Raw genomic sequence first — 20,938 nt, 5'->3', positions numbered from 1 at the left:
GCGCTGTCTTCGCACTGTCGCGCGACCATCGGATGTGTGGTGCGCGTCGAGCGCGCCGACGACGGCATTCGCACTGGTCTACTGCCGCTCGGTTGCCCGAAGCACGGTCAACGGGCCCTCGTCAGCGGTCGGGGGCTCGAAGTGGTCGAAGTACTCGGCCGCGAGATCCGCAGCGAGAGCGTAGTCGTCCGCGTGCTCGTGGCTGCGCTTCTGCAGCCGTTCAAGCGCGACCGCTCGTGGAGTCGCCAGGTAGATCGTCTCGGGCACCACCCCGAGCGGTCCGAGCAGGGCACGATACGCGAGACGGGATCGTCTTGACCAGAACGAGAAGTCGAGGACGACGTCGGCACCGGCCGTGACCAGTTCGACGAGTCGCGCGCGGAGTTCTCGCTCGATCGCTTCGTGAACCTCAGCAGGAAGAGGCATCACGTGGATACCTCGTCGCCAGGCCTCCCGATCGAACGAGAGTCGTGTCATGCCTGTCGCTTCGAGCTTTCTGGCGACGGTCGACTTTCCGGAACCCGCCGGCCCGCACATCATGACGACCCTGCTCATCATCCCGACTCTAGCCAGATGACTGGGCACGGATCAGGCGAGGTAAGGGTCGACGAGGAGCGGCCCCCGGATCACTCGCAGCGTGTCCAGGAGGCGATCAAGCACCTTCGGGCTCCATGCGCTCGCCTGCAGGTCATACGGGCCGAGCTGTTCGAGTCTGCCCGTGCGGATCCGGACCACCTCCCACTTCGCGGCGCGCAGCGTGCGGTCCTTGCGGCGGTCGGAGTCCTCCTTCTTGCCGACGTGCTCCAGCCCGTGACGGCCGGTGCTGTCGTACTCGATCGCCACGCGCAGCTCGGGGAGCAGGATGTCGGGCCACACTTCGAGGTGGTCGAAGAACGGCCGTGCCACACGGACCGCGTTGAGCCCGGGCGTCACCGAGAGACGCGCGAACACGTCGGCGCGCAGCTCGGCCTCGACCGCGGACGCCGGCTTCGGAGCGCATGCGGAGACAAACGCGTCCCCGATCGGCAGATCAGGCGTCTTCGGACACAGCTGCACTTTGCGCGGCGGTCGGCGAGGCCGGAGCACGGCGCGCCCGACGGGGTTGGCGACCGCGGCGGGCACGGGGGCGCCCGGCAGGGTCACGACGTCGCGCATCGGCAGCGCACGTGCGGGCCGCGCGAGGTCGGAGCACTCCGGGCACCACGCGGAGCGCCGACGTTCGCGGCCCGGCCGACGACGCTGCTCGTCCGGAGTGGCGGCGAACTTGTGCCCGGCCTCGCACTGCCACAGGAGCAGGACGTCGGCGGCCGGCGGGATCTGGCTCAGTGCGATGCCGGCATTGAGCTCGGGGTGATACTGGCGGATGAGCGCGGGGAAGGGTGCCCACGCCTCGCGGTAGCTCCCGACCGGGTAGGGCACCTCGGCGCCTTTGGAGAACTGGCGCCGCGCCCACCACAGCCCGACGCGCTCCGCCATGAGAGCACGCTAGCCATGGCCTCTGACATGGCGCCCATCGCTCCTCACTGCGCTACGGCAGCGAGGTCGACCGTTCGACGACGATGTCGCGCTGCGGGCCGTAGTGAAGCGGCGACACGACGAACGCCGTCGCCGCCACGAGCGCGAGCGCTGAGACAGCGATGCACACGCGCGACATCACGACCGACGTGCGCTCGCCCGCGGCGCGGCGCACGAGGGCGAAGACGCCCCAGCCGATAAGGGCGCCGTCGGTGTTGACGATGAGATCGGTGGTGTCGAAGCTGCCCGTCGAGATGAGGTGCTGCACGGTCTCGAGGACGAGGCTCGCCCCCAGGGCGGCGGCGCCGGCCTTCACCCACGTCCAGGACGGCGCCAGCGCGCCGAGGAACAGCCCGAACGGCAGGAACAGGACGAGGTTGATCAGCATCTCGATCGGCGTGCTCGCGCCGGCGTCCCCGCTGGGCACGAACGGCACGAGCTTGATCGGCCTGACCAGCCGGGCGGCGTCGCCGATCCACGGCACTTCGAGCTTCCACAGCACCACCCACGCGAGCAGCGCGAGATAGACCGCGAACGCGAGGATCAGGATGCTGCGCCGGAGGGCCGTCGGCTGCCGGGGGGAGGAGGTCACAAGGCATCTTCCCCCGACAACCTCCGAATCAGACGAGCTGGTCGCGGCGACGCGCGAGGTACGCCCGCTCGGCGGGGTTGCCGGCCAGCGCCACGGCCCTGTCGTACGCGGCGCGCGCGTCGGCGCTTCGGCCGCCGACGCGTCGGAGCAGGTCGGCACGCGCGGCGTGGTAGGCGTGATACCCGTCGAGTGCATCGCTGAGCCGGTCGACCTCTGCGAGCGCGACGTCGGGACCATCCACCTCGGCGACCGCGATCGCACGGTTCAACCGCACGATCGGTGAGGGATCGACGGTGACGAGCCGGTCGTACAGAGTGACCACCTGGGCCCAGTCGGTGTCGCGGGCGGAGGGGGCATCGGTGTGCACCGCATTGATGGCGGCCAAGAGCTGGTAGCGCCCCGGCCGCCCCTCGCAGGCGGCGACCGCGGCGATGCGTTCACGCACGAGGGCGTGCCCTTCGGCGATCAGCGCGCGGTTCCAGGCGCTGCGGTCCTGTTCCTCCAGCGTCACCAGCTCGCCGCTGCGCGAGACCCGCGCACCGCGTCGCGCATCCAGCAGGAGCATGAGCGCGAGCAGGCCGGTGACCTCGCCCTCGGCGGGCAGCAGCATCCGGAGCAGACGGCCGAGGCGGATCGCCTCGTCGCAGAGGTCGGCGCGCACCGGGTCGTCGCCGGCAGTGGCCAGGTAGCCCTCGTTGAAGATGAGGAAGACGACCGCGAGCACCCCGGCGAGCCTGTCGCCGACATCGGCGGACGACGGCAGCCGGTAGGGGATGCCGGCGGCCGCGATCTTCGCCTTCGCCCGCGTGATCCGCCGCGCCATCGTGGTCTCGGGCACCAGGAAGGCGTGAGCGATCTCGGCGACGGTGAGGCCGCCGAGGAGCCGCAGGGTGAGAGCCACGCGCGCGGGCATCGACAGCACCGGATGGCAGCAGATGAAGATGAGGCGAAGCCGGTCGTCCTCGACAGGTCCGGTCGGTTCGGGAGGGACATCGTCCGACAGCATCCTGGCCGCCCGGTGTTTGGCGTCGCGGTGCGATTCGCGACGCAGTCGGTCGATCGCCTTGCGGGTCGCGGTCGTGGTGAGCCATGCGCCGGGATGGGGCGGCACACCGTCGCGCGGCCACCGCTCCAGCGCGGCGACGAAGGCGTCGGCCGCAGCATCCTCCGCGAGGCCGAGGTCGCCGAAGCGGCGCGCCAGGCCTGCCACCACCCGCGCCCACTCTTCCCGGTGGGCGCGGGCGACGGCCTGCTCGACGGGGGCTTCGGTCACGACCCGGGCGTCTGCCGTTCGATGATCTCGGCGAGGTCCGTCGGGAACCGGTGCACCTCCTGCGGCCAGTCGAGGCAGACCGCCAGGCGCCCGGCCCAGTAGCGGGCGGACTCGTCGTCCGGGACCTCGATGGCGGTGAACCCGCCCAGGTGCTCCTTGGTCTCGACGTACGGCCCATCCGTGAAGACGGGCTCACCGTTCTGGGACACGACGCTGAACACAGCGGTCGACGCGTCGATGCCCCCTTCGGCGAAGAGGAAGACGCCGGCGGCCTTCATCTCGTCGAGCACGGCGTTCGAAGCCTCGCTCTTGCGGTGCAGGTCGTCCGTCGTCTGCTCGGGGACCCACTCGTCGTTGAACGCGATCAGATACTTGGGCACTGTCGTCTCCTCTCGTAGGACGGGAGCCGTGTGGCTCCGCTGTGGCGGTGAACCCGGAGGCTCCTCACACCTGATCTACGAACAGCGGTGCGCTGATACGACAGTATCGCCGCGGGTTCGTGTCATTCGTGTTCGGGGAGCAGCGGCGTGGACCAGCCTGGGTCGCGCCCGAGCTGGGCCGCACGCGCGAGGGACGCCGACCCGAAGCGGTCGCGGACGGCGTCGAGCACCGTGTCGAGCCGGACGCCGTCGTCCCAGTCGATGGGGAGCTCGGGCGGCACGGCGTCGATGCGTCCGAGCTGCGTCAGTGAGAGGCCGATCAAGGTGATGCCGCGCGTCTCGATCTCGGGCTGCGCGGCGGCGAGAAGCGCCTGCGCGACGGTCAGGATGAGCGCCGTCCGGTCGGTCGGCGAACGGAATGAGCGCGAACGGGTGACCTTCGCGTAGTCGCCGAAGCGCAGACGCAGCACCACGGTCCGGCACACCCGGTCGCCGTCGCGCAGGCGTCGGGCGAGCCGGTCGACGATCTGGGTGAGGATCACCTCCAGTTCCGCCGCGGACCGGGGCCGGGTGCCGAGCGCGCGCTGCGACCCGATCGATCCGCGGCGGCGCGTGGTGTCGACCGGCCGGGGGTCACGCAACCGGGCGAGCGCGTGCAGGTGTGCGCCGGCGGCCCTGCCGAGCAGACGCTCGGCAGTCGCCTCTTCGAGTTCGGCGAGCTGTCCGACGGTGCGGATGCCGAGCCGGTGGAGCTTCTCGGCGGTCACGGCGCCGACACCCCACAGCCGTTCGACCGGCAGCGGCAGCAGGAACTCCTGCTCGCGGTCGGGCTCGACCACCAAGAGGCCGTCCGGCTTGCTCACCGCGCTCGCGACTTTGGCGAGGAACTTGGTGCGCGCCACTCCGACCGAGATGGCGAGTCCCACCTCGGCGCGCACCCGCCGGCGCAGGCTCACCGCGATCTGCTCAGGCGTCCCCGCGATGCGCCGAAGGCCGCCCACTTCGAGGAAGGCCTCGTCGATCGACAGTCCTTCGACCAGCGGCGTCGTGTCTCGGAAGATCGCGAAGACCGCCTTGCTCGCCGCGGAGTATGCGTCCATGCGCGGCGGCACGACGATGGCATCGGGACACAGCTCGCGCGCCTGCCGGCCACCCATCGCGGTGCGGACGCCGCGCGCCTTCGCCTCGTAGCTGGCCGCGAGCACCACGCCGCCGCCGACGATCACGGGCCGGCCGCGCAGGGCGGGCGCGTCCCGCTGCTCGACAGAGGCGTAGAACGCGTCGAGGTCCGCGTGCAGCACGGTCGCCTGGTCCCGCATCCCGCCTCCCGCCGGTCATCCGTCCCTCGCGAAGCATCGCACGAAGATACGACAGTGGACTAGATCGCAGCGTAGTGACATCGCTGAAAGATGCGATCGCGCCGGTGGTGGCGGGGCGGCCCGGATAATGAGGAGGTGGAGCCCTGGGAGATGCATGCGTGGTACGCCGACTACCTCGATGCGTGCAACCGCCACGATCTTGCCGACATCCGGTCGTTCGTCGCTTCGACGGTGCGCCGCTCGCACCTCCCGGGGGGCGTCGACGCCTGGGTCGACGACCTCGCCGACCTCTTCCGCGGCTTCCCCGACTGGCGCTGGCGACGCATCCAGCTGGTGGTCGAGGATGACCGCATCGCCGCGCACGTCCGCGGCAGCGGCACGCATCTCGGCGAGTATCGCGGCGTCGCGCCGACGCGGCGGCACGTCAACATCGCCGAATTCTCGATGTACCGCGTCGCGAAGGGACGGTTCACCGAGTTCGCGGGCGCCGACACCGGCTTCGAGCTGATGAGTCAGCTGGGGGTCGCCGGCGTCTAGCTGTACCCGGCAGTCAGGTTGGTGACACCCTGCTGAGTGGGGTGCCGCCGATGGCTGAGTGGTATCGCTGAGTGTTGTACTGCTCGATCCAGGGCGCAAGGGCGGCCGCGCGTTGGTCGTTCGAGGTGAAGACCTGCCGGTAGGCCCATTCGGTCTGCAGGGTGCGGTTGAGTCGTTCGACCTTGCCGTTCTGCCACGGACAGTGCGGGCGGATGAGGACATGTTTGGCGCCCAGCGAGGTGAGCACATCGCGGACGTCGGTGGAGAGCCGGTAGCTGAAGTGGTTGTCGGTCATCACCCGCTCGATGCGAGCGATGCCGTGGTCGCGGAAGTAGGCGGCGGCCCGTGCGAGGAACGCGGCGCAGGTGGCGCCCTTCTCGTCCGGGTGGATCTCGGAGTACGCCAGTCGGGAGTGATCGTCGACGAGCGAGTGGACGTAGTCGAACCCGATCCGCGCTTTCTTGTGCGCGGCGGTGTCGCCGGCTGATCTGCCGTGCGCCCGCCAACCGCCGCCGTCGGGGATGCGGCCCAGCTTCTTCACGTCCATGTGGACCAGCTCGCCCGCTCGGGCGCGTTCGTAGCGGACGGCGGTGGTCTTCGACGCCCGGATGACGGCCCCGGTCAGCGGGTCGCACTCGACCAGACGTGGCACGTGATGTCGGCGCAAGATCGCGGTGACAGTGCGTGCGGGGACACCGGTCACCATGGCGAGGCGGTCGGGGCCTTGCCGCAGCTGACGGCGCACCGCGACCACCCGCAGTTCTACCTCCAGTGGTGTTCGTCGCGGCATGGAATGCGGACGCGAGGAGCGGTCGCTGAGACCGGCGACACCCTCAGCCCGGAACCGGTTGACCCAGCGGTGCGCGCATTGACGCGACACTCCGAGCTCTTTGGCGACGTGAGCGACTGGGCGATGCTGCATCAGCACCCGCTCGACGAGCAGAACTCTGCCCCGGACATTGAGCCGGGCATTAGCGTGAGACACGAGACCTCCTGGCAGTGAAGAACTAGACAGCTCCACTAAGCCAGGAGGTCTCCTCACCCCACAAGAACGTCACCAACGTCCCAGCCGGGTACATCTAGCGCCGCCGCTCAGGCGTGCGGGACTGCCGACACGACGGCGCCGGCGACCGTGGCGCCGGTCGGTGTGCGGTACTCGAAGCGGTCGCCCGGCAGCAGGCCGGCGATCGCCTGGCCGAGGGGTGACTCGGGCGAGAACACGGCGAGGTCGCCGTCGGCGCCGATGAGCGCGCGCGAGCCGAGCAGGAACGTCTCGTGAGAGCCGTCGGCCGCGAACTCCACGGTGACCTGCATGCCGGGCTCGACGACGCCGTCATCGGGCCGTGCGCCGACCTGAGCGCGACGGATGATGCCCCGAAGCTCGACCGCGCGCGCCTGGGACTGGTCGTCGTCAGCGCCCTCGCGCACGATCGTGTCGAGTTCTTGCTCCAGATGACGCAGGGCGTCCTGCGTGAGCCAGATCGGCTCTTCCACAACAGACACGGCGGACCTCCTCGGCCGGGACAGATGAAGTTCCCGAGCCTAGCCGGTTTGCCGCGCGGACGGTGTGATCCGCTATTTGCGCTGCTCGAACGCCCCGGCAGAGATGGGCAGGGCGACGGCCAGCACGATGCACAGCAGCCCGACGACGAACAGCAGCGCGGGCAGCGGTGAGGCGAAAGAGATCCCCAGCAGCACCATTCCGCCGATCAGCAGGATGAGGTAGAGCACGAACAGCATGTGGCAGCCCCCTGACTCGTTAGCCGTTGCCCTCTCTGCCTACCGCACCGGCAGCCCGCGAGCAAGGCGGCGGAAGTCGGGGGTTGGTGCGTGACCGGCGCTCGCGCACCAGAATGGCGCCATGAGACTCACGCAGGTCGCCCAGCACGCCGACGACCTCGACCGCGCGGCGGAGTTCTACCAGCGCCTGCTCGGCAGTCCGCCGGTGGCGAGGTTCGATCCTCCCGGACTGCTGTTCTTCGATCTCGACGGCGTGCGGCTGCTTCTGGACCGCAACGCACCGTCCGCCCTGCTGTACCTGCGCGTCGACGACGTCGCCGCGGCCATCGCCCGGCTGGGCACGGGCACCGTGGTCGTCTCGGAGCCGCACGTGATCTTCACCCACGAGGACGACGCACTCGGTCCGGCCGGCCACGACGAGTGGCAGGCGTTCGTGAAGGACCCCGAGGGCAACACCGTCGGGCTCATCGCCTTCGCGCCCCGCGCGTGATCCCGGCGGCGCAGGCACTGTGCGCGGCCGATCGCGCCGGATCGCGGCATCCTGCCCCTTTCGAATGCATAACAGCGGGCAGAGTGTGTGCCCGGGCGGCGTAGCCTTGTCGGGATGAGCGCCTACGTCTCGGCGTTCGAGCTGTTCTCCATCGGTGTAGGACCCTCGAGCTCCCATACGGTCGGCCCCATGCGGGCCGCCCACGATTTCGGCGTCCGCCTGCGCGAGTCCGGTGCGCTGCCACGGATCGGCCGCGTCACCTGCACGCTCTACGGCTCCCTGGGTGCCACGGGCATCGGCCATGGCACTCCCGATGCCGTCGTTGCCGGGCTCCAGGGTCTGGAACCCGAGACCGTGGATCCGGATGCCGTCCGCGCGGCGTGGACGGGGTGGCCCGACGGGCGGCACCTCGAGCTCGCGGCCACGCACCCGGTGCCGTTCGAGCGCGCGGACGTCGTGTTCGCGCCGCGCACACGCCTGCCGGCGCATCCGAACGCGATGACGCTGGAGGCCTGGGCAGCCCCCCAGGACGGTCCCGAACGCATGCCGGCAGCGATCGGCGGCATCCGTTCGACGGGCGCCGCGCGCGCCGCAGAGCCGCAGCCGGCCTCGGACGAGGGGCTGATCGCCCGCGAGACGTACTACTCCGTGGGCGGCGGGTTCATCCGCCGCGACGGCGAGGCGCCGCAGGTGCGCGCACACGCCTACCCGCTCGACTTCGCGTCGGCCGAGCAGCTGCTCGAGCTGTGCGACGAGCAGGGGCTGACGATCGCGGAGGCGGCGCGGATCAACGAGTCCGCCATGCGAGGCGAAGAGGAGGTCGCGGCCGGGCTGGACGCGATCTGGGACGCGATGGCCGCCTGCGTCGAAGCCGGCCTGCACGCCGACGGCGTGCTGCCGGGCATGCTCGGGGTGAAGCGGCGCGCGTCGTCCATCCGCGGCCAGCTCGAGACCGCCGAGGCGGACGGGCGGCGTGAGCTGCCGGGGGAGTGGCTGGGGGCGTTCGCGCTCGCCGTGAACGAGGAGAACGCCGCGGGCGGCCGTGTGGTCACCGCGCCGACGAACGGCGCCGCCGGCATCGTCCCGGCGGTCGCGATGTACTGGTGGCGGTTCCTCGCCGACTCCGGCCTCGGTGCCGGCAACGCCGTGACGCCCTACGGCGAGCTCGTCGGCAGTGCGCTGCTCGGCTATGACGGGCATGTCGCCGAACCTGGCGACGCCGCCGCGTGGGACGACGAGCACGTGGCCGACGCGAACCGGCGGCGCGGCATCCGCCGGTATCTACTGACTGCAGCGGCGCTCGGGTCGCTGTTCAAGGCGAATGCTTCGATCTCGGGGGCGGAAGGCGGCTGCCAGGCCGAGGTGGGATCCGCGTGCGCGATGGCCGCCGGCGGACTCACCGCCGTCATGGGCGGCACGAACCGGCAGATCGAGAACGCGGCCGAGATCGCGATGGAGCACCATCTGGGGCTCACGTGCGATCCCGTCGGCGGGCTCGTCCAGATCCCGTGCATCGAGCGCAACGCGATCGCCGCGTCGACCGCGGTCACCGCCGCGCGGCTGGCGCTCCGAGGCGACGGGTCGCACTACGTGTCGCTCGACGCGGTCGTCGAGACGATGCGTCAGACGGGCATCGACATGTCGACGAAGTACAAGGAGACCAGCGAGGGCGGACTCGCGGTGAACGTCATCGAGTGCTGAAGCCCGTGAAGTGGAGACGGCACCCCGCCTGATACGACTCGACGCCGCCCACCTGCTCGGGCGACGGCACGCGGGAGTCGGCGACGTCGCCTGCCGCGAGACGCTGGTGGAACGCGGCGTCGGCACCGCACACCGCGCACACGGCCGTCAGCTTCAGCACATCCTCGGCAGTCGCCATGAGGGCAGGCAGCGGCTCGAACGGCCGGCCGTCGAACGTCACGCACAGCCCCGCGACGATGACGGTGACCCCATCGGCGACGAGGTCCTCCGCCGCGGCGACCAACTCGGGCCCGAAGAACTGCGCCTCGTCGACCGCCACGATGTCGAGGTCGCGACCGAGCGTCGCCGCCGCGAGCGCGCGTGCGTCGGGAACCGTACGCGACGGCACGCTGAGTCGCGAGTGCGAGCTCACCTGACCGGTCCCCCGCCGATCGTCGAGCGCGTGGCTGACGATCTCGACCGAGAGCCCGGCCACGCGTGCGCGGCGGACGCGGCGCATCAGCTCCTCCGACTTGCCGGCGAACATGGGGCCGGTCACCACCTGCAGCCGAGCCCGATCCCGCGTGTGCATGGCGCCAGACTATGCGGCCTAGGATCGAAGCGCTCCGTACCCCGGACAGACCCGCCCCCGGACCGTCAGCAAGGATGCCGATGCCCGAACGATCACCTGCGCCCGCTCCGTCGCGCGCCCAGACCCTCTCAGCCCGCACGTGGGTGACCGTCGTGGTGCTGGGCCTGGTCGGCCAGCTCGCCTGGACCGTCGAGAACATGTACCTCAACGTGTTCGTCTACGACACGATCACGACCGACCCCACGGTGATCGCGACGATGGTCGCGGCATCCGCCGTCGCGGCCACCCTCGCGACGATGCTGGTCGGCGCCTGGTCGGACCGCGCCCGCACGCGCAAGCCGTTCATCGCGGTCGGGTACGTGCTGTGGGGCCTGACGACGGCGACGTTCGGCTTCGTGCACCCCGCGGCGGGAGCCGATGCCGCCCTCGCCGTCGGGACGGCGGTCGTGGCGATCGTCGCGCTGGACTGTGTCATGTCGTTCTTCGGGTCAGGGGCCAACGACGCCGCGTTCAACGCCTGGGTGACCGAGTCGACGGTGCCTGCCAACCGCGGACGCGTCGACGGCGTGCTCGCGATCATGCCGCTCATCGGCATGCTGGTGGTCTTCGGCGCACTGGACGGGCTCACGCAGGCCGGGCAGTGGACACTGTTCTTCGGCATCGTCGGCCTCGTCACGGCTGCCGTGGGCGTCGTCGCCTGGTTCACGGTGCGCGACCCCGACCGCATCGAGTCGGCGCAGGGCGCCTACATCGCCACCGTCGTGTACGGACTGCGCCCGAGCACGATCCGCGCGAACCCGCGCCTGTACCTGTTGCTGTTCGCGTACGCCGTCGTCGGCACGAGCACGCAGGTGTTCATCCCGTACCTGATCATCTACATCCAGCGGTACCTGCGCATCGACGGATATGCGATCGTCCTCGGCAGTGTGCTGATCCTCGCGTCGATCGCGAGCGTCCTGGGCGGCAGGGTCATCGACCGGGTCGGCCAGCGGCACGCGGAAGGAAAGGTGCGGGCGGTCCTCCCTGCGGTGGCGATCCTCGTCGCCGGTCTCGTGGCGATGTTCTTCGTGCGCGACATGATCGCGGTCATCGTCGCCGGGACGGTGATGATGGCGGGCTTCATGCTGTCGGTGGCGGCGATCTCGGCGAGCGTCCGCGACGCGACGCCCGCTGATCGCGTCGGGATGGTGCAGGGTCTGCGCATGATCGCGGCGGTGCTCATCCCGATGGTCGCCGGCCCCTTCATCGGCGCCGCCGTCATCGTCGGTGCGGCCGAGACCTACGTCGACCTCGGCGTGGTCAAGCAGGTGCCGACGCCCTGGATCTTCCCCGCCGCGGCCGTCGTCGCCGTGCTCGTCGTCATCCCGGTGGCGCTGCTGCGTCGCCACGACCGGCGGACGATGGATGCCGGCGGCCCGCCGGATGCGCCGGGTCAGGCCGTGACGGAGGCCCGGGCATGACGCTGCTGACGCCGTGGGCCGAGACCCTCGATCCCGACGCCCCACTGCCCGAGTACCCGCGTCCGCAGCTCGTCCGCCCGGACTGGCTGAACCTCAACGGCCGATGGGACTACGCGATCGCTCCGCTGCGACGCGGGGCCGATGACCCTCTCGCGGTGGACGACCCAGCTGCGCCGCCCGCTGCCTGGGACGGTCGCATCGTCGTGCCGTTCTCGCCCGAGACGACGCTGTCGGGCGTCGGCCGCACCCTCCGTGCCGACCAGACGCTGTGGTACCGGCGGTCGTTCGCGCTGCCGCGGGCCCCGCGCGACGGAGAGCGGGTCGTGCTGCACTTCGGCGCGGTCGACCAGTCCTGCCGCGTCGCGGTGGACGGGGTCGAGGTGGGCGGCCACACCGGGGGGTACCTGCCGTTCGCGCTCGACGTGACGGCGGCGCTCGCCGCGGGCGGTCAGGCTCGTGAGCACGAGGTGATCGTCGCCGTGCGCGACGTGACGGATGCCTCGTGGCTCTCGCGCGGCAAGCAGACGAGCCGCCCGGGCGGCATCTGGTACACGCCGCAGTCGGGGATCTGGCAGACCGTGTGGCTCGAGATCCTGCCGCGCGTCGCGGTGGACCGCCTGGTGCTCACGCCCGACCTCGACGGCGGAGCGGTCGTGGTCACCGTGCACAGCGACCATGCGGCCGCCGGCGAGACCGCGCGGGTCGACGTGCTCGAGGACGGGCGGGTGGCGGCATCCACTGATCTCGACGTCGGTGTGCCGACGGCGGTCGTGCTCGACGGGGCCGTGCGCACGTGGAGCCCCGACGATCCGTTCCTGTACGACGTGCGCGTGACGCTCGGCGACGATCGCGTCGAGTCGTACGTGGGGATGCGGTCCTTCGGGGTGGGCGTCGACGAGCGGGGCTTCCCGCGGCTGCTGCTCAACGGCGAGCCGCATCTTCCGGTGGGGCTGCTCGACCAGGGGTACTGGCCCGACGGCGGGTACACCGCGGCGTCGGACGCGGCGCTGGAGTACGACATCCGGCTCGCGAAGCGACTGGGGTTCACGATGCTGCGCAAGCACATCAAGGTCGAGCCGCTGCGCTGGTACCACCACTGCGACCGTCTGGGCATGCTGGTGTGGCAGGACGCCGTCAGCGGCGGCACGACGTACAACCCGCTCGTGGTGAGCGCTCCCGCGATCGCCTCACCCACGCTCGACGACCGCCGGCACGCCCGGTTCGGGCGGGCCGACGAGGCAGGCCGCGACGCGTTCGAACGCGAGCTGCACGACATGATCACGCACCTTCGCAATGTGCCGTCGCTGTCGCTGTGGGTGCCGTTCAACGAGGGCTGGGGTCAGTTCGACGCCGCCCGGATCGCCGGCATCGTCCGGGACCTCGACCCGACGCGCCCGGTGGACCACGCGAGCGGCTGGCATGACCAGGGTGCCGGGGATCTGCGCAGCCTGCACATCTATTTCCGTCCCGTGAAGGTGCCGCGCGGCGACGCCCGGGTCCTCGCACTCACCGAATACGGCGGCTACAGCCTTGCCGTGCCGCAGCACACGTGGAGTCCCACGACGTTCGGCTACAAGAAGTACCGCTCGCGCGACCAGCTGGTGGCCGCTCTGGAACGGCTGCACGATCGCGAGATCGCGCCTGCGATCGCCCGGGGGCTCGCGGCCACGGTGTACACGCAGCTCGCCGACGTCGAAGAGGAGGTCAACGGCCTCGTGACCTACGATCGCCGGTTCGTGAAGGTTCCTGAAGACGTCATGCGCGCGATCAACGACCGCTTGAGGGACGCTTCGTCTCGTGCCTCGCTCAGCGCAAGTGCGTCGTCGCAGCGATCGCTGAGCGAGCGCCGGCGAGATGATGCACGGAAGGACCCCGCATGACAGAGCGCGAGCTCACCACGCCCGTGTCGCTCACCCTCCCGAACGGGCGGGTCAACCCGGACGCGATCGGATGGGCGCGCCAGCCCCTCGTCGAAACGTCGGGCATCGGACGCGGTCGCGGACGCAACAAGCGGTGGGAGTACTGGAACGTCACGACCCCGACGCACATCCTCGCGCTCACGGTGTCGTCCATCGACTACGCCGCCGTGCACGAGGTGTGGGTCTTCGAGCGCGCCACCGAGCGCACCTGGGCCAAGGGTGCGACCGTGATCCCGACGCGGGGCGTCGAGCTGGCGGCCGGCGTCGAGAGCGGCCCGGCACATGCGCGCGCCAAGGACCTCGAGATCGACGTGATCCCTTCGACGGGGTCGGGCACGGGGCAGCGCGGCACACGGCTGCGGGCACGCATCCCCGGCGCATCGTTCGACGTGTTCGCCGCGCTGCCCGAAGGGCACGAGCGGCTCGCGGTGGTCGTGCCGTGGAGTCGCACGCGCTTCCAGTACACCGTCAAGGACGTCGCGCGTCCGGCCTCGGGCACCGTCACGGTCGACGGCGTCACGCACGACGTCCCGGCAGGCGCGTCGTGGGCGGTGCTCGACCACGGCCGCGGACGCTGGCCGTACGACATCTCGTGGAACTGGGGCGCCGGCTCGGGAGTCTCGCACGGCCGCACGATCGGCATCCAGGTCGGCGGGCGGTGGACGGAAGGCACCGGTTCCACCGAGAACGCCTTCTTCGTCGACGGGCGGCTCCACAAGATCCACGACGAGCTCACGTGGGAGTACGACATCGCCCAGTGGCGCACACCCTGGCGGATCACGGGCGGCGGGCTGGAGGCATCCTTCACGCCCTTCTACGACAAGACGACCCGCACCGAGCTCGCGGTGATCTCGTCACGCACCGACCAGTGCTTCGGCCACTGGGTGGGATCGTTCGCGATCCCCGGGGGCGAGACGATCGCGTTCGACGGCATCCTGGGCTGGGCCGAAGAGGTGCACAACCGCTGGTGACCCGCGCGGGTCACGCGCTCAGCAGCTGGGCTGCTTCTTGCGCAGCTTCGACGTGAGATCGCGCAGCTGGGTGAGCTCGTCGTCGGTCAGCAGCGACATGCGCTCGGCGATGGCGCGGCCGTGCGCGCTGGCGATCCGGCGGAACAGCGACGCCCCGGCCTCCGTCGCGTGCACGAGCGAGCCGCGTCCGTCCTCGGGGTCGGCGCACTTCGTCAGCAGCCCGCGCGCGACCATGCGGTCGACGAGGCGCGAGACGCTCGGCTGGCTGATCAGCATGTTCGCCGTGACATCGCGCAGCCGGGCCGTGAGGTCGTCGGCGCGCGTGACGGTCAGGAGCACGTCGTACTCGGCCTGACTGAGCGTGTCGTCGTCGAAGTCGTCGTTGATGTCGCCGAACACCTCGTGCTGGGCGCGGAACAGGCTCTCCCACGCGTCGATGGCGAGGCGGCGGTCGGTCATATCGACAAGAGTAGGGCAGGGTGCGACCGTAGGCTTGCGGCATGGTCCCTCTCGCATCGCGCGCGTCGCGCGGGCGCCGTTCCGGCGTCTTCGGCCTGCTGATCGCGATGCTCGCCGGACTACTGATGGCCGGTGCCTCGGTCGCTCCGGCCCACGCCGACGTCGACGACTTCTCGTTCGAGAGCCTCGACGTGGAGTACCAGCTGGGGCGGGCCGAGGACGGTTCGAGCACCCTCACCGTCGTCGAGACGTTCGTCGCGCTCTTCCCCGACATCGACCAGAACCACGGCATGCGGCGGTCGATCCCGGACACGTATCAGGGTGCGCCGCTGAACCCGCAGCTGGTGTCCATCACGGATGAGGACGGCGCGCCCCGGGAGTCCGAGACTGAGTCCGAGGACGGCGTGTTCTCGATGACCTCGCGGGCAGACGGATTCGTGCACGGCCGCCAGACGTACGTCTTCACGTACACGCTGCAGAACGTCACGCACTACTTCTCCGACACCGGTGTGGACGAGTTCTACTGGGACGTCAACGGCACGGCGTGGCCGCAGTCGTTCGGGCGCATCACGGCGCGCGTTACGATGACCCCCGACGTGGATGGCGCCCGCACGGGCGCCATGGCCTGCTATGTCGGCAGTCAGGGGTCGGCCGCGACGTGTCCCATCTCGGACTCCGACGGCGCCGTCGAGGCGTCTGCCACCGATGTCGGCCCCTACCAGACGCTGACGATCGCCATCGGATTCGCGCAGGGGACGTTCACGCCGTTCGACTCGTCGTACTTCGGCTCGCCGTGGGGATGGCTGCAGAGCATCGTGGCGGTGCTGGGCCTCGGCGGGTCGTTCGTCGCGGCACTGATCGCGCGTCGGCGGTTCCTGCGCGATGCGCCCGGGCGGTCGGTGATCATCGCGGAGTACACGCCGCCGCGGAGTCTCGACGCACTGCAGAGCGCGGTGCTGCTGGGGTACACCACGAAGGCGATCCCGGCAGAGGTGCTCGAGCAGGCGATCGTGGGCAGCATCCGCATCGAAGAGGGCTCGCGCAAGATGTGGGGCGGGACGCGGCTGAAGGCCGTGCTGCAGGACCCCTCGCTCGCCGACGCGGACGGTCAGATGCTGCTGCCCGGGCTGTTCCCGTCGGGTGTGCCGGGGGAGGAGTTCGAGTTCGGCGGCACCGACACGCGGTTCTCGAAGACGGCGCAGGCCGTGCTCAAGGCCGCCGCGGACGACTTGAAGGCGCGCGGGTTCCGGCGCGTGGTGCCGACGGGGGCGAAGGTCTGGCCGCTCGCCATCGCGTGGCTGTCGGCAGCGCTCGTGATCGTCCTGGGTGTGGCCGCCCTCGTCTCGTTCGTGGACCCGGCCGTGCCCCTGGTGCTGCTGTTCGGCGGCATCGCGCTGGCCATCACGATCACCATCCTCGTGGCGCGCGATCCGCTCACCTCGGCGGGCGCCGAGGCCCGCGACCATCTGCTGGGGCTGAAGCAGTTCATCGAGTGGGCGGAAGCCGACCGCATCCGCATGCTGCAGTCGCCCCAGGGTGCCGAGCGCGTACCTGTCGACCTGACCGACCCGACCGTGAAGCTCAAGCTGTACGAGACGCTGCTGCCGTATGCGGTGGTGTTCGGCCAGGAGAAGAAGTGGGCCGAGGAGCTCGCCGTGCTCTACGGCGACCGCGGCAACCCCGGTTGGTACGTCGGGACCTCGGGGTTCAATGCCGCCGCGTTCTCGTCCGGCATCTCGCATCTGTCGGCGTCGGCATCGTCGTCCTCGTCGTCGGGCGGCTCCTCCGGCGGCGGTTCGGCCGGCGGCGGCGGTGGCGGCGGTGGCGGCGGAGGGGTCTGACGCGTGGGGTTGCATCACGTGGAGCTGTGGATCGACGACCTCGACCTCGTTCGCGACGAGTGGGCGTGGCTGCTCGGCCGCGTAGGTCTCTCGCGCCTGAGCGCGTGGCCGGGCGGTGAGACCTGGGGCGACGGCGGCGCCTACCTGACGCTCACCGGGTCGCCGAACCTCGCCGACGGCGGGCACGACCGGCGGCGCCCGGGAGTGAATCACCTCGCGTTCTGGGCGGGCGGCCGCGGCGACGTGGATGCCGTCATGCACGACGCGCCCGCGCACGGCTGGCGTCCGCTCTACCACGAGCGCTATCCGCACGCCGGCGGCCCCGACCACTACGCCGGGTGGCTGCAGAACGCCGCGGGCTTCAAGGTCGAGGTCGTCGCGGAGCCGGTCGCCGACTGAACGCCGACGTCTGTGCGTCATGCCGACCTCGCCCGGGCGAGTTCGTGGTGGAGGACGCGGTTCGGCGGACGCCATCGACGCCGCGGATCGATCCACGCGGGCGGCTGGATCTCGGGCGTCCCGTCGCGCATGCGGATCTGCCACCCGCTGGTCTCGATCGTGCGGTGGTGATGCCAGCACAGGAGCACGCCGTTGCCGACGTCCGTCGGGCCGCCGCGCGCGTGCTCGACGACGTGGTGGACCTCGCACCACGCGGCGCGGACCCGGCATCCGGGGATGATGCACCGCGGATCTCGCACGTTCTCATCCCCGGGCAAGCCGTCGTCCGGCGACACCGCACCGGATGCGTCAGACGACCCGGTCGCGCCGAAGAACCGCGGCCCGCGTTCGCCGACGCGCGGATTGAGGTGCGAATCGAGCAGCCGGACGAGCCCGGCGGCGACCTCCGCCGTGACGTTGCCGTGGATCGGGAAGAGGCTGTCGCGCTCGCGACCGACGCGGAACGTCCGGAAGCGCTCGCTGTCGTCGTCGGGCAGCGTGCCGTCAGGGTCGAGGTACAGAGCCCACGTCTGCGCCATGATTCGGAGTTCGTGGATGCCGCACGGCGGCTCGCCCGCGGCTCCGACCGCCGCTCGCACGAGCTCGGCCTCGGCGGCGGCGACGGCGTCCACGCCGACACGGCGCTGGAGCGGGCGCAGGGCGTCGACGATCGTCGTGGCGGCGTCGACGCCCAGCCGGCCCGACGCGAGCTCGTGCCGCGCGCGGTCGAGCGGAGCCGGACGGTCCTGGCCGGTGATCGTGGTCCGCGCGGTGATCGCGCGAGCGGTCCGCAGTCGCGCGCGAGCCGTGGCGTGCGAGACGCCTGCGGCGCGCTCGACCAGCTCTGCCGCGTTGTCGCACCCGTACGGGTCACCAGAGGCACCTCGCGGGCGCCCGGCTCGCTTCGCGCACCGATCTCGCCCGCGATGCTCAGGCGTGCGGCATCCACCCATCGCCCGAGATCCTCCACCACCCGCAGCGCCTCGACGAGGTCGCCGTCGGACGACCCTCGCTGAGCGCCCCGCGTGAGGGCTTCACTCAGGGCGTCGCCGAGCGCCGCGGCCAGTCCGCGAAGGTCGTCGAGCGGGAAGCTCATACTTCCATCATGGCGAGGGGCTCCGACATTCTGAGCTGCTGAAATTCCCGGTCATGGGGCGTTTCTGTGGAGAACTCGCCGGAGGCTGACACGGGCGACGCCTGGGGAGGAGGGCCGCGATACCGTGGACGGGTGAGCGCCGACATCATCATCCTGACCGGCCCTCCCGGTGCCGGGAAGTCGACGGTCGCGAGGGCCGTCGCGCAGTCCCAGCCGCGTGCGGTGCACCTGCACACCGATGACTTCTGGGGCTTCATCGCCTCGGGCGCGATCGCGCCGTACCTTCCCGAGTCCGATGCGCAGAACCAGACGGTGCTGCGCGTGATCCGCGAGGCGGCTCGCGCGTACGCAGCCGGCGGATACCTGACGGTGGTCGACGGCATCATCGGCCCGTGGATGCTCCACCACTTCGGTGACCTCGTCGCGGCGGGCGAACACGGCGAGGGTCCGCGGGTGCACTACATCGTGCTGCGCCCCTCGCGGGATGAGACCCTGCGCCGGGCGCAGGCGCGCACCGCCGCCGACGCGCTCGTGGCCGAAGGGCCCATCCTGTCGCTGTGGGACCAGTTCGCCGAGCTCGCCGCGCTGGAAGCGCACGTGATCGACACGAGCGGGCAGAACCCGGACGAGACGGTGGATGCCGTCGCCGCGGCGATCTCGGGCGGCGGCTGCCTGCTCGATCTCCGGGCGGTTCCGGTCCCTGGGGACTGACGCCGCGCCGTCAGTCGCGCATGACCGGCTGCCGCAGGATCGTGCGCAGCCTCTCGGGCGCGGTCCTGCGCGGATCGCTGAGATAGATCTCGTGGTGCGTGCCCGACATGCGCAGACCCTGCGACGGGATGAACTCGTGGTGCATGCGGTCGAGCACGGGACCCTCGTCGTCGAAGGAGCCGACGTGGAGCGTCTGGACGCAGCATCCCTCGTCCAGGCTCTCCAGCCGCACGTCGGTCAGGCGCGCGGGCGGACTCTTCGCGGCGACCTGCGCGATGGCGCCGTCGACGAGGTCCGCCTCGATCCAGTCCGGCACCAGGAGCATCATCGTCCAGTCCCACTGGGACTTGTCGCGCGCGGTCGTGAACGCGTCGAGGTCTTCGGCGGTCCACAGCCCCTCCAGCGGCGGCACGACGTAGTCGCGGTCGAGCGTGCGCTTGCTGGCGAACTTGAGTTTGTAGGCGACGGGGTACAGCGCTGCGAGGGCCTCCGCGTAGGCGGGGGAGGTGTTGGGGTCGCCGTGCCCGTCGATCATCAGATAGCGCCGGGCGGGAATCTCGACGATCCGGAACTCCCCGCGCTTCGCGCGGTAGCTGTCGAGCGTCTTCGTGAGGTCGATCTTGTCGGTCATCGCGGTTCCGTCCTGAGGCAAGAGTAAGGGCCGGTCGGAGAGGCTACCGACCGGCCCTTGTCCCTTGCACCAAGAGTGTCCTGCAATCACATGCCGGTAGCTGCCACAGCAAAACAACTACCGTGCAAGCACTCTATAACGGCGAGATAACGACAGCAAGGGTTTGCCGTTATCTTTTTGTGATTCATTTGCCGTGAGCCCGATGAGCATCGCGGAGCGCTCCGTGCGGCGTCGCCGGGGCGGTCGTGATCAGCTGCAGGCGGCTCGTCATGCGGAAGGCGTCAGGGCGCTCCGAGGCCTCGGCGAGGAAGTCGGGCAGGTCGAGAGTCGACGAGAAGTGGGCCGTGACGTCGGCATCCGACAGCACATCGACGAGGGTGATGAAGCGCTGCTGCGTGTCGGCGTCGGTCGTCGCCAGCGAAGGGACGTCCGTGATGACCCACTGTCGAAACATCCGGGCCCAGAGGAGGTACTCGACCGACGACGTCGCCGCGCGGCAGAGCTGGTCGAACGTCGCCGTGAGGCGCGCGCCGTCTGCCGACGTCACGGCGAACGTCCGGCCCTGCACGGTGAGGGTCTCCACGGCGGACGCGGTAGACGCCGCGGGCACGGGGGACGCAGCGTGCATGGAGGAGCCGCCGGGCATCCGCGTCCAGCTCCCGGCGGCGAACCCTCGGCCGTGGTTCTCGTTGCGCGTGCGGTAGTCGACGGGCCCGTCCAGGTGCCACACATCCATGTGCGCCGTGATGAGTGCGATCCCGGGCTCGAAGGTGTGGTGCCAGATCGGGTTCGGCAGAAGGTCGTCCGGAGCGTAGTTCGACGTCGCCAGCACGGTCATCCCACGCTGGAACACGTGGTCGAGCAGGCGGGTGAGCAGGCGCGCGTCGCCGGCGTCGTGGACGTGGAGCTCGTCGAAGAAGAGCAGGCGGCTCTCGCGAGTGAGGTCGGCGACGGCGCGTTCGACGGCATCCCGTTCGCTCCGATGATCGTGGATGCTGCGGTGCAGCGCGTCGAAGAAGCCATGGAAGTGCACACGTGTCTTGCGCGGCGAGGGGAGTCGGGCGAAGAAGGCATCCGCCAGCCAGGACTTGCCGCGGCCGGCGTCTCCGTGGATGTACAGGCTCCGCGGCCGCGATCGCCGCAGCGGCCTGTGGTCGAGCTCGGCGCCGAGCAGGGCCAGCCGATCGAGCAGTGCGCGCTGCGCGGTGTCGAGCACGAAGCCGTCGCGAAGCGCCGCGTTGTGCACGTCCGCCACGAGCCCGTCTGTCGAACGCACCCTACGAGGGTGCCACAC

General features: G+C 70.6%; 23 protein-coding genes. 9 read left to right on the top strand and 14 right to left on the bottom strand.

The window, feature by feature from the left end; all coding sequences use genetic code 11:
• Nucleotides 1-78 precede the first annotated feature (78 nt).
• The 6 genes from FB391_RS12655 to dinB form a co-directional block, all read right to left on the bottom strand.
• Nucleotides 79-537 (bottom strand): P-loop nucleotide/nucleoside kinase family protein, encoded by a 459-nt coding sequence (locus tag FB391_RS12655; RefSeq protein WP_246093517.1) that lies wholly within the window; start codon nucleotides 535-537, stop codon nucleotides 79-81.
• A 51-nt stretch (nucleotides 538-588) separates the two neighbouring features.
• Complete coding sequence (locus FB391_RS12650; protein WP_141894806.1) at nucleotides 589-1,476, bottom strand: zinc-ribbon domain-containing protein; 888 nt, start codon at nucleotides 1,474-1,476, stop codon at nucleotides 589-591.
• Nucleotides 1,477-1,528: 52 nt separating this feature from the next.
• Entirely contained in the window at nucleotides 1,529-2,107 is a 579-nt protein-coding gene (locus tag FB391_RS12645) for a VanZ family protein (protein ID WP_141894804.1), read from the bottom strand.
• A 28-nt stretch (nucleotides 2,108-2,135) separates the two neighbouring features.
• Entirely contained in the window at nucleotides 2,136-3,380 is a 1,245-nt protein-coding gene (locus tag FB391_RS12640) for an RNA polymerase sigma factor (RefSeq protein WP_141894801.1), read from the bottom strand.
• The gene (locus tag FB391_RS12635; protein ID WP_141894799.1) at nucleotides 3,377-3,760 is read right to left on the bottom strand and encodes a YciI family protein; all 384 of its coding nucleotides are present in this window, start codon (nucleotides 3,758-3,760) and stop codon (nucleotides 3,377-3,379) included. The genes FB391_RS12640 and FB391_RS12635 overlap by 4 nt, the downstream gene beginning before the upstream one ends.
• A gap of 122 nt (nucleotides 3,761-3,882) precedes the next feature.
• Nucleotides 3,883-5,079, bottom strand: a complete 1,197-nt coding sequence (gene dinB / locus FB391_RS12630; RefSeq protein WP_141894797.1) for a DNA polymerase IV — start codon at nucleotides 5,077-5,079, stop codon at nucleotides 3,883-3,885.
• 135 nt (nucleotides 5,080-5,214) lie between these two features.
• Here dinB and FB391_RS12625 point away from each other — a divergent pair, with 135 nt between their 5' ends.
• Nucleotides 5,215-5,616: an ester cyclase gene (locus FB391_RS12625; protein ID WP_141894795.1), complete on the top strand. Its 402-nt coding sequence runs from the start codon at nucleotides 5,215-5,217 to the stop codon at nucleotides 5,614-5,616.
• A gap of 13 nt (nucleotides 5,617-5,629) precedes the next feature.
• Here the strand turns inward: FB391_RS12625 and FB391_RS12620 are convergent, their stop codons facing one another.
• The 3 genes from FB391_RS12620 to FB391_RS19700 all read right to left on the bottom strand — a co-directional run bounded on the left by FB391_RS12620 (nucleotide 5,630) and on the right by FB391_RS19700 (nucleotide 7,356).
• Nucleotides 5,630-6,601 carry an IS481 family transposase gene (locus tag FB391_RS12620; protein WP_141892304.1) on the bottom strand — a complete coding sequence of 324 codons (972 nt, stop codon included), beginning with the start codon at nucleotides 6,599-6,601 and terminating at the stop codon, nucleotides 5,630-5,632.
• Nucleotides 6,602-6,708: 107 nt separating this feature from the next.
• Complete coding sequence (locus FB391_RS12615) at nucleotides 6,709-7,119, bottom strand: GreA/GreB family elongation factor (RefSeq protein ID WP_141894792.1); 411 nt, start codon at nucleotides 7,117-7,119, stop codon at nucleotides 6,709-6,711.
• 72 nt (nucleotides 7,120-7,191) lie between these two features.
• A complete protein-coding gene (locus tag FB391_RS19700; RefSeq protein ID WP_185843053.1) occupies nucleotides 7,192-7,356 on the bottom strand; it encodes a hypothetical protein in 165 nt (54 codons plus the stop codon).
• Between the two features lie 121 nt (nucleotides 7,357-7,477).
• Between FB391_RS19700 and FB391_RS12610 the strand changes: the two genes are divergently transcribed.
• Nucleotides 7,478-7,846 (top strand): VOC family protein, encoded by a 369-nt coding sequence (locus FB391_RS12610; protein ID WP_141894790.1) that lies wholly within the window; start codon nucleotides 7,478-7,480, stop codon nucleotides 7,844-7,846.
• A 114-nt stretch (nucleotides 7,847-7,960) separates the two neighbouring features.
• A complete protein-coding gene (locus FB391_RS12605; protein ID WP_141894788.1) occupies nucleotides 7,961-9,547 on the top strand; it encodes an L-serine ammonia-lyase, iron-sulfur-dependent, subunit alpha in 1,587 nt (528 codons plus the stop codon).
• Here FB391_RS12605 and FB391_RS12600 read toward each other — a convergent pair.
• The gene (locus FB391_RS12600; protein WP_141894781.1) at nucleotides 9,534-10,118 is read right to left on the bottom strand and encodes a thymidine kinase; all 585 of its coding nucleotides are present in this window, start codon (nucleotides 10,116-10,118) and stop codon (nucleotides 9,534-9,536) included. The two genes, FB391_RS12605 and FB391_RS12600, sit on opposite strands and share 14 nt — an antisense overlap.
• Nucleotides 10,119-10,198: 80 nt before the next feature.
• On the opposite strand from FB391_RS12600, the gene FB391_RS12595 reads away from it, so the two are divergent.
• Genes FB391_RS12595 through FB391_RS12585 form a run of 3 tightly spaced genes read left to right on the top strand, consistent with a single transcriptional unit; the run spans nucleotide 10,199 to nucleotide 14,468 of the window.
• Nucleotides 10,199-11,578, top strand: a complete 1,380-nt coding sequence (locus FB391_RS12595) for an MFS transporter (protein ID WP_246093500.1) — start codon at nucleotides 10,199-10,201, stop codon at nucleotides 11,576-11,578.
• Nucleotides 11,575-13,458, top strand: a complete 1,884-nt coding sequence (locus FB391_RS12590; protein WP_141894780.1) for a glycoside hydrolase family 2 protein — start codon at nucleotides 11,575-11,577, stop codon at nucleotides 13,456-13,458. Before FB391_RS12595 ends, FB391_RS12590 begins: the two co-directional genes overlap by 4 nt.
• Complete coding sequence (locus FB391_RS12585; protein ID WP_141894779.1) at nucleotides 13,455-14,468, top strand: DUF2804 domain-containing protein; 1,014 nt, start codon at nucleotides 13,455-13,457, stop codon at nucleotides 14,466-14,468. The genes FB391_RS12590 and FB391_RS12585 overlap by 4 nt, the downstream gene beginning before the upstream one ends.
• Nucleotides 14,469-14,486: 18 nt before the next feature.
• Here FB391_RS12585 and FB391_RS12580 read toward each other — a convergent pair whose 3' ends face one another.
• Nucleotides 14,487-14,927, bottom strand: coding sequence for a MarR family winged helix-turn-helix transcriptional regulator (locus tag FB391_RS12580; RefSeq protein WP_141894778.1), 441 nt, complete (start codon nucleotides 14,925-14,927; stop codon nucleotides 14,487-14,489).
• Between the two features lie 41 nt (nucleotides 14,928-14,968).
• Between FB391_RS12580 and FB391_RS12575 the strand changes: the two genes are divergently transcribed.
• Both FB391_RS12575 and FB391_RS12570 read left to right on the top strand, forming a co-directional pair.
• Entirely contained in the window at nucleotides 14,969-16,768 is a 1,800-nt protein-coding gene (locus tag FB391_RS12575; protein WP_141894777.1) for a DUF2207 domain-containing protein, read from the top strand.
• A gap of 3 nt (nucleotides 16,769-16,771) precedes the next feature.
• Nucleotides 16,772-17,167: a VOC family protein gene (locus tag FB391_RS12570; RefSeq protein ID WP_141894776.1), complete on the top strand. Its 396-nt coding sequence runs from the start codon at nucleotides 16,772-16,774 to the stop codon at nucleotides 17,165-17,167.
• A gap of 17 nt (nucleotides 17,168-17,184) precedes the next feature.
• On the opposite strand, the gene FB391_RS19795 is transcribed toward FB391_RS12570, so the two are convergent.
• Nucleotides 17,185-18,159 carry an HNH endonuclease signature motif containing protein gene (locus FB391_RS19795; RefSeq protein WP_141894775.1) on the bottom strand — a complete coding sequence of 325 codons (975 nt, stop codon included), beginning with the start codon at nucleotides 18,157-18,159 and terminating at the stop codon, nucleotides 17,185-17,187.
• A 275-nt stretch (nucleotides 18,160-18,434) separates the two neighbouring features.
• Here FB391_RS19795 and FB391_RS12560 point away from each other — a divergent pair, with 275 nt between their 5' ends.
• Nucleotides 18,435-19,013: an AAA family ATPase gene (locus FB391_RS12560; RefSeq protein WP_141894774.1), complete on the top strand. Its 579-nt coding sequence runs from the start codon at nucleotides 18,435-18,437 to the stop codon at nucleotides 19,011-19,013.
• Nucleotides 19,014-19,023: 10 nt separating this feature from the next.
• On the opposite strand, the gene FB391_RS12555 is transcribed toward FB391_RS12560, so the two are convergent.
• A complete protein-coding gene (locus FB391_RS12555; protein WP_141894773.1) occupies nucleotides 19,024-19,644 on the bottom strand; it encodes a GyrI-like domain-containing protein in 621 nt (206 codons plus the stop codon).
• Between the two features lie 184 nt (nucleotides 19,645-19,828).
• The gene (gene zapE, locus FB391_RS12550) at nucleotides 19,829-20,920 is read right to left on the bottom strand and encodes a cell division protein ZapE (RefSeq protein ID WP_141894772.1); all 1,092 of its coding nucleotides are present in this window, start codon (nucleotides 20,918-20,920) and stop codon (nucleotides 19,829-19,831) included.
• Nucleotides 20,921-20,938 lie beyond the last annotated feature (18 nt).

It is taken from the genome of Microbacterium kyungheense, assembly GCF_006783905.1.
GTDB lineage: Bacteria > Actinomycetota > Actinomycetes > Actinomycetales > Microbacteriaceae > Microbacterium > Microbacterium kyungheense.
This window is presented reverse-complemented; position numbering and strand designations above follow the sequence as displayed.

Bases quoted from the DNA above. Each gene is read 5' to 3' on its own strand.
- FB391_RS12555 (WP_141894773.1), bottom strand. From the start codon at position 19,644: ATGACCGACAAGATCGACCTCACGAAGACGCTCGACAGCTACCGCGCG.
- FB391_RS12590 (WP_141894780.1), top strand. From the start codon at position 11,575: ATGACGCTGCTGACGCCGTGGGCCGAGACCCTCGATCCCGACGCCCCA.
- FB391_RS12650 (WP_141894806.1), bottom strand. From the start codon at position 1,476: ATGGCGGAGCGCGTCGGGCTGTGGTGGGCGCGGCGCCAGTTCTCCAAA.
- FB391_RS12580 (WP_141894778.1), bottom strand. From the start codon at position 14,927: ATGACCGACCGCCGCCTCGCCATCGACGCGTGGGAGAGCCTGTTCCGC.
- dinB (WP_141894797.1), bottom strand. From the start codon at position 5,079: ATGCGGGACCAGGCGACCGTGCTGCACGCGGACCTCGACGCGTTCTAC.
- FB391_RS12595 (WP_246093500.1), top strand. From the start codon at position 10,199: ATGCCCGAACGATCACCTGCGCCCGCTCCGTCGCGCGCCCAGACCCTC.
- FB391_RS19795 (WP_141894775.1), bottom strand. From the start codon at position 18,159: ATGGGTGGATGCCGCACGCCTGAGCATCGCGGGCGAGATCGGTGCGCG.
- FB391_RS12605 (WP_141894788.1), top strand. From the start codon at position 7,961: ATGAGCGCCTACGTCTCGGCGTTCGAGCTGTTCTCCATCGGTGTAGGA.
- FB391_RS12575 (WP_141894777.1), top strand. From the start codon at position 14,969: ATGGTCCCTCTCGCATCGCGCGCGTCGCGCGGGCGCCGTTCCGGCGTC.
- FB391_RS12600 (WP_141894781.1), bottom strand. From the start codon at position 10,118: ATGCACACGCGGGATCGGGCTCGGCTGCAGGTGGTGACCGGCCCCATG.
- FB391_RS12610 (WP_141894790.1), top strand. From the start codon at position 7,478: ATGAGACTCACGCAGGTCGCCCAGCACGCCGACGACCTCGACCGCGCG.
- FB391_RS19700 (WP_185843053.1), bottom strand. From the start codon at position 7,356: ATGCTGTTCGTGCTCTACCTCATCCTGCTGATCGGCGGAATGGTGCTG.
- FB391_RS12655 (WP_246093517.1), bottom strand. From the start codon at position 537: ATGTGCGGGCCGGCGGGTTCCGGAAAGTCGACCGTCGCCAGAAAGCTC.
- FB391_RS12585 (WP_141894779.1), top strand. From the start codon at position 13,455: ATGACAGAGCGCGAGCTCACCACGCCCGTGTCGCTCACCCTCCCGAAC.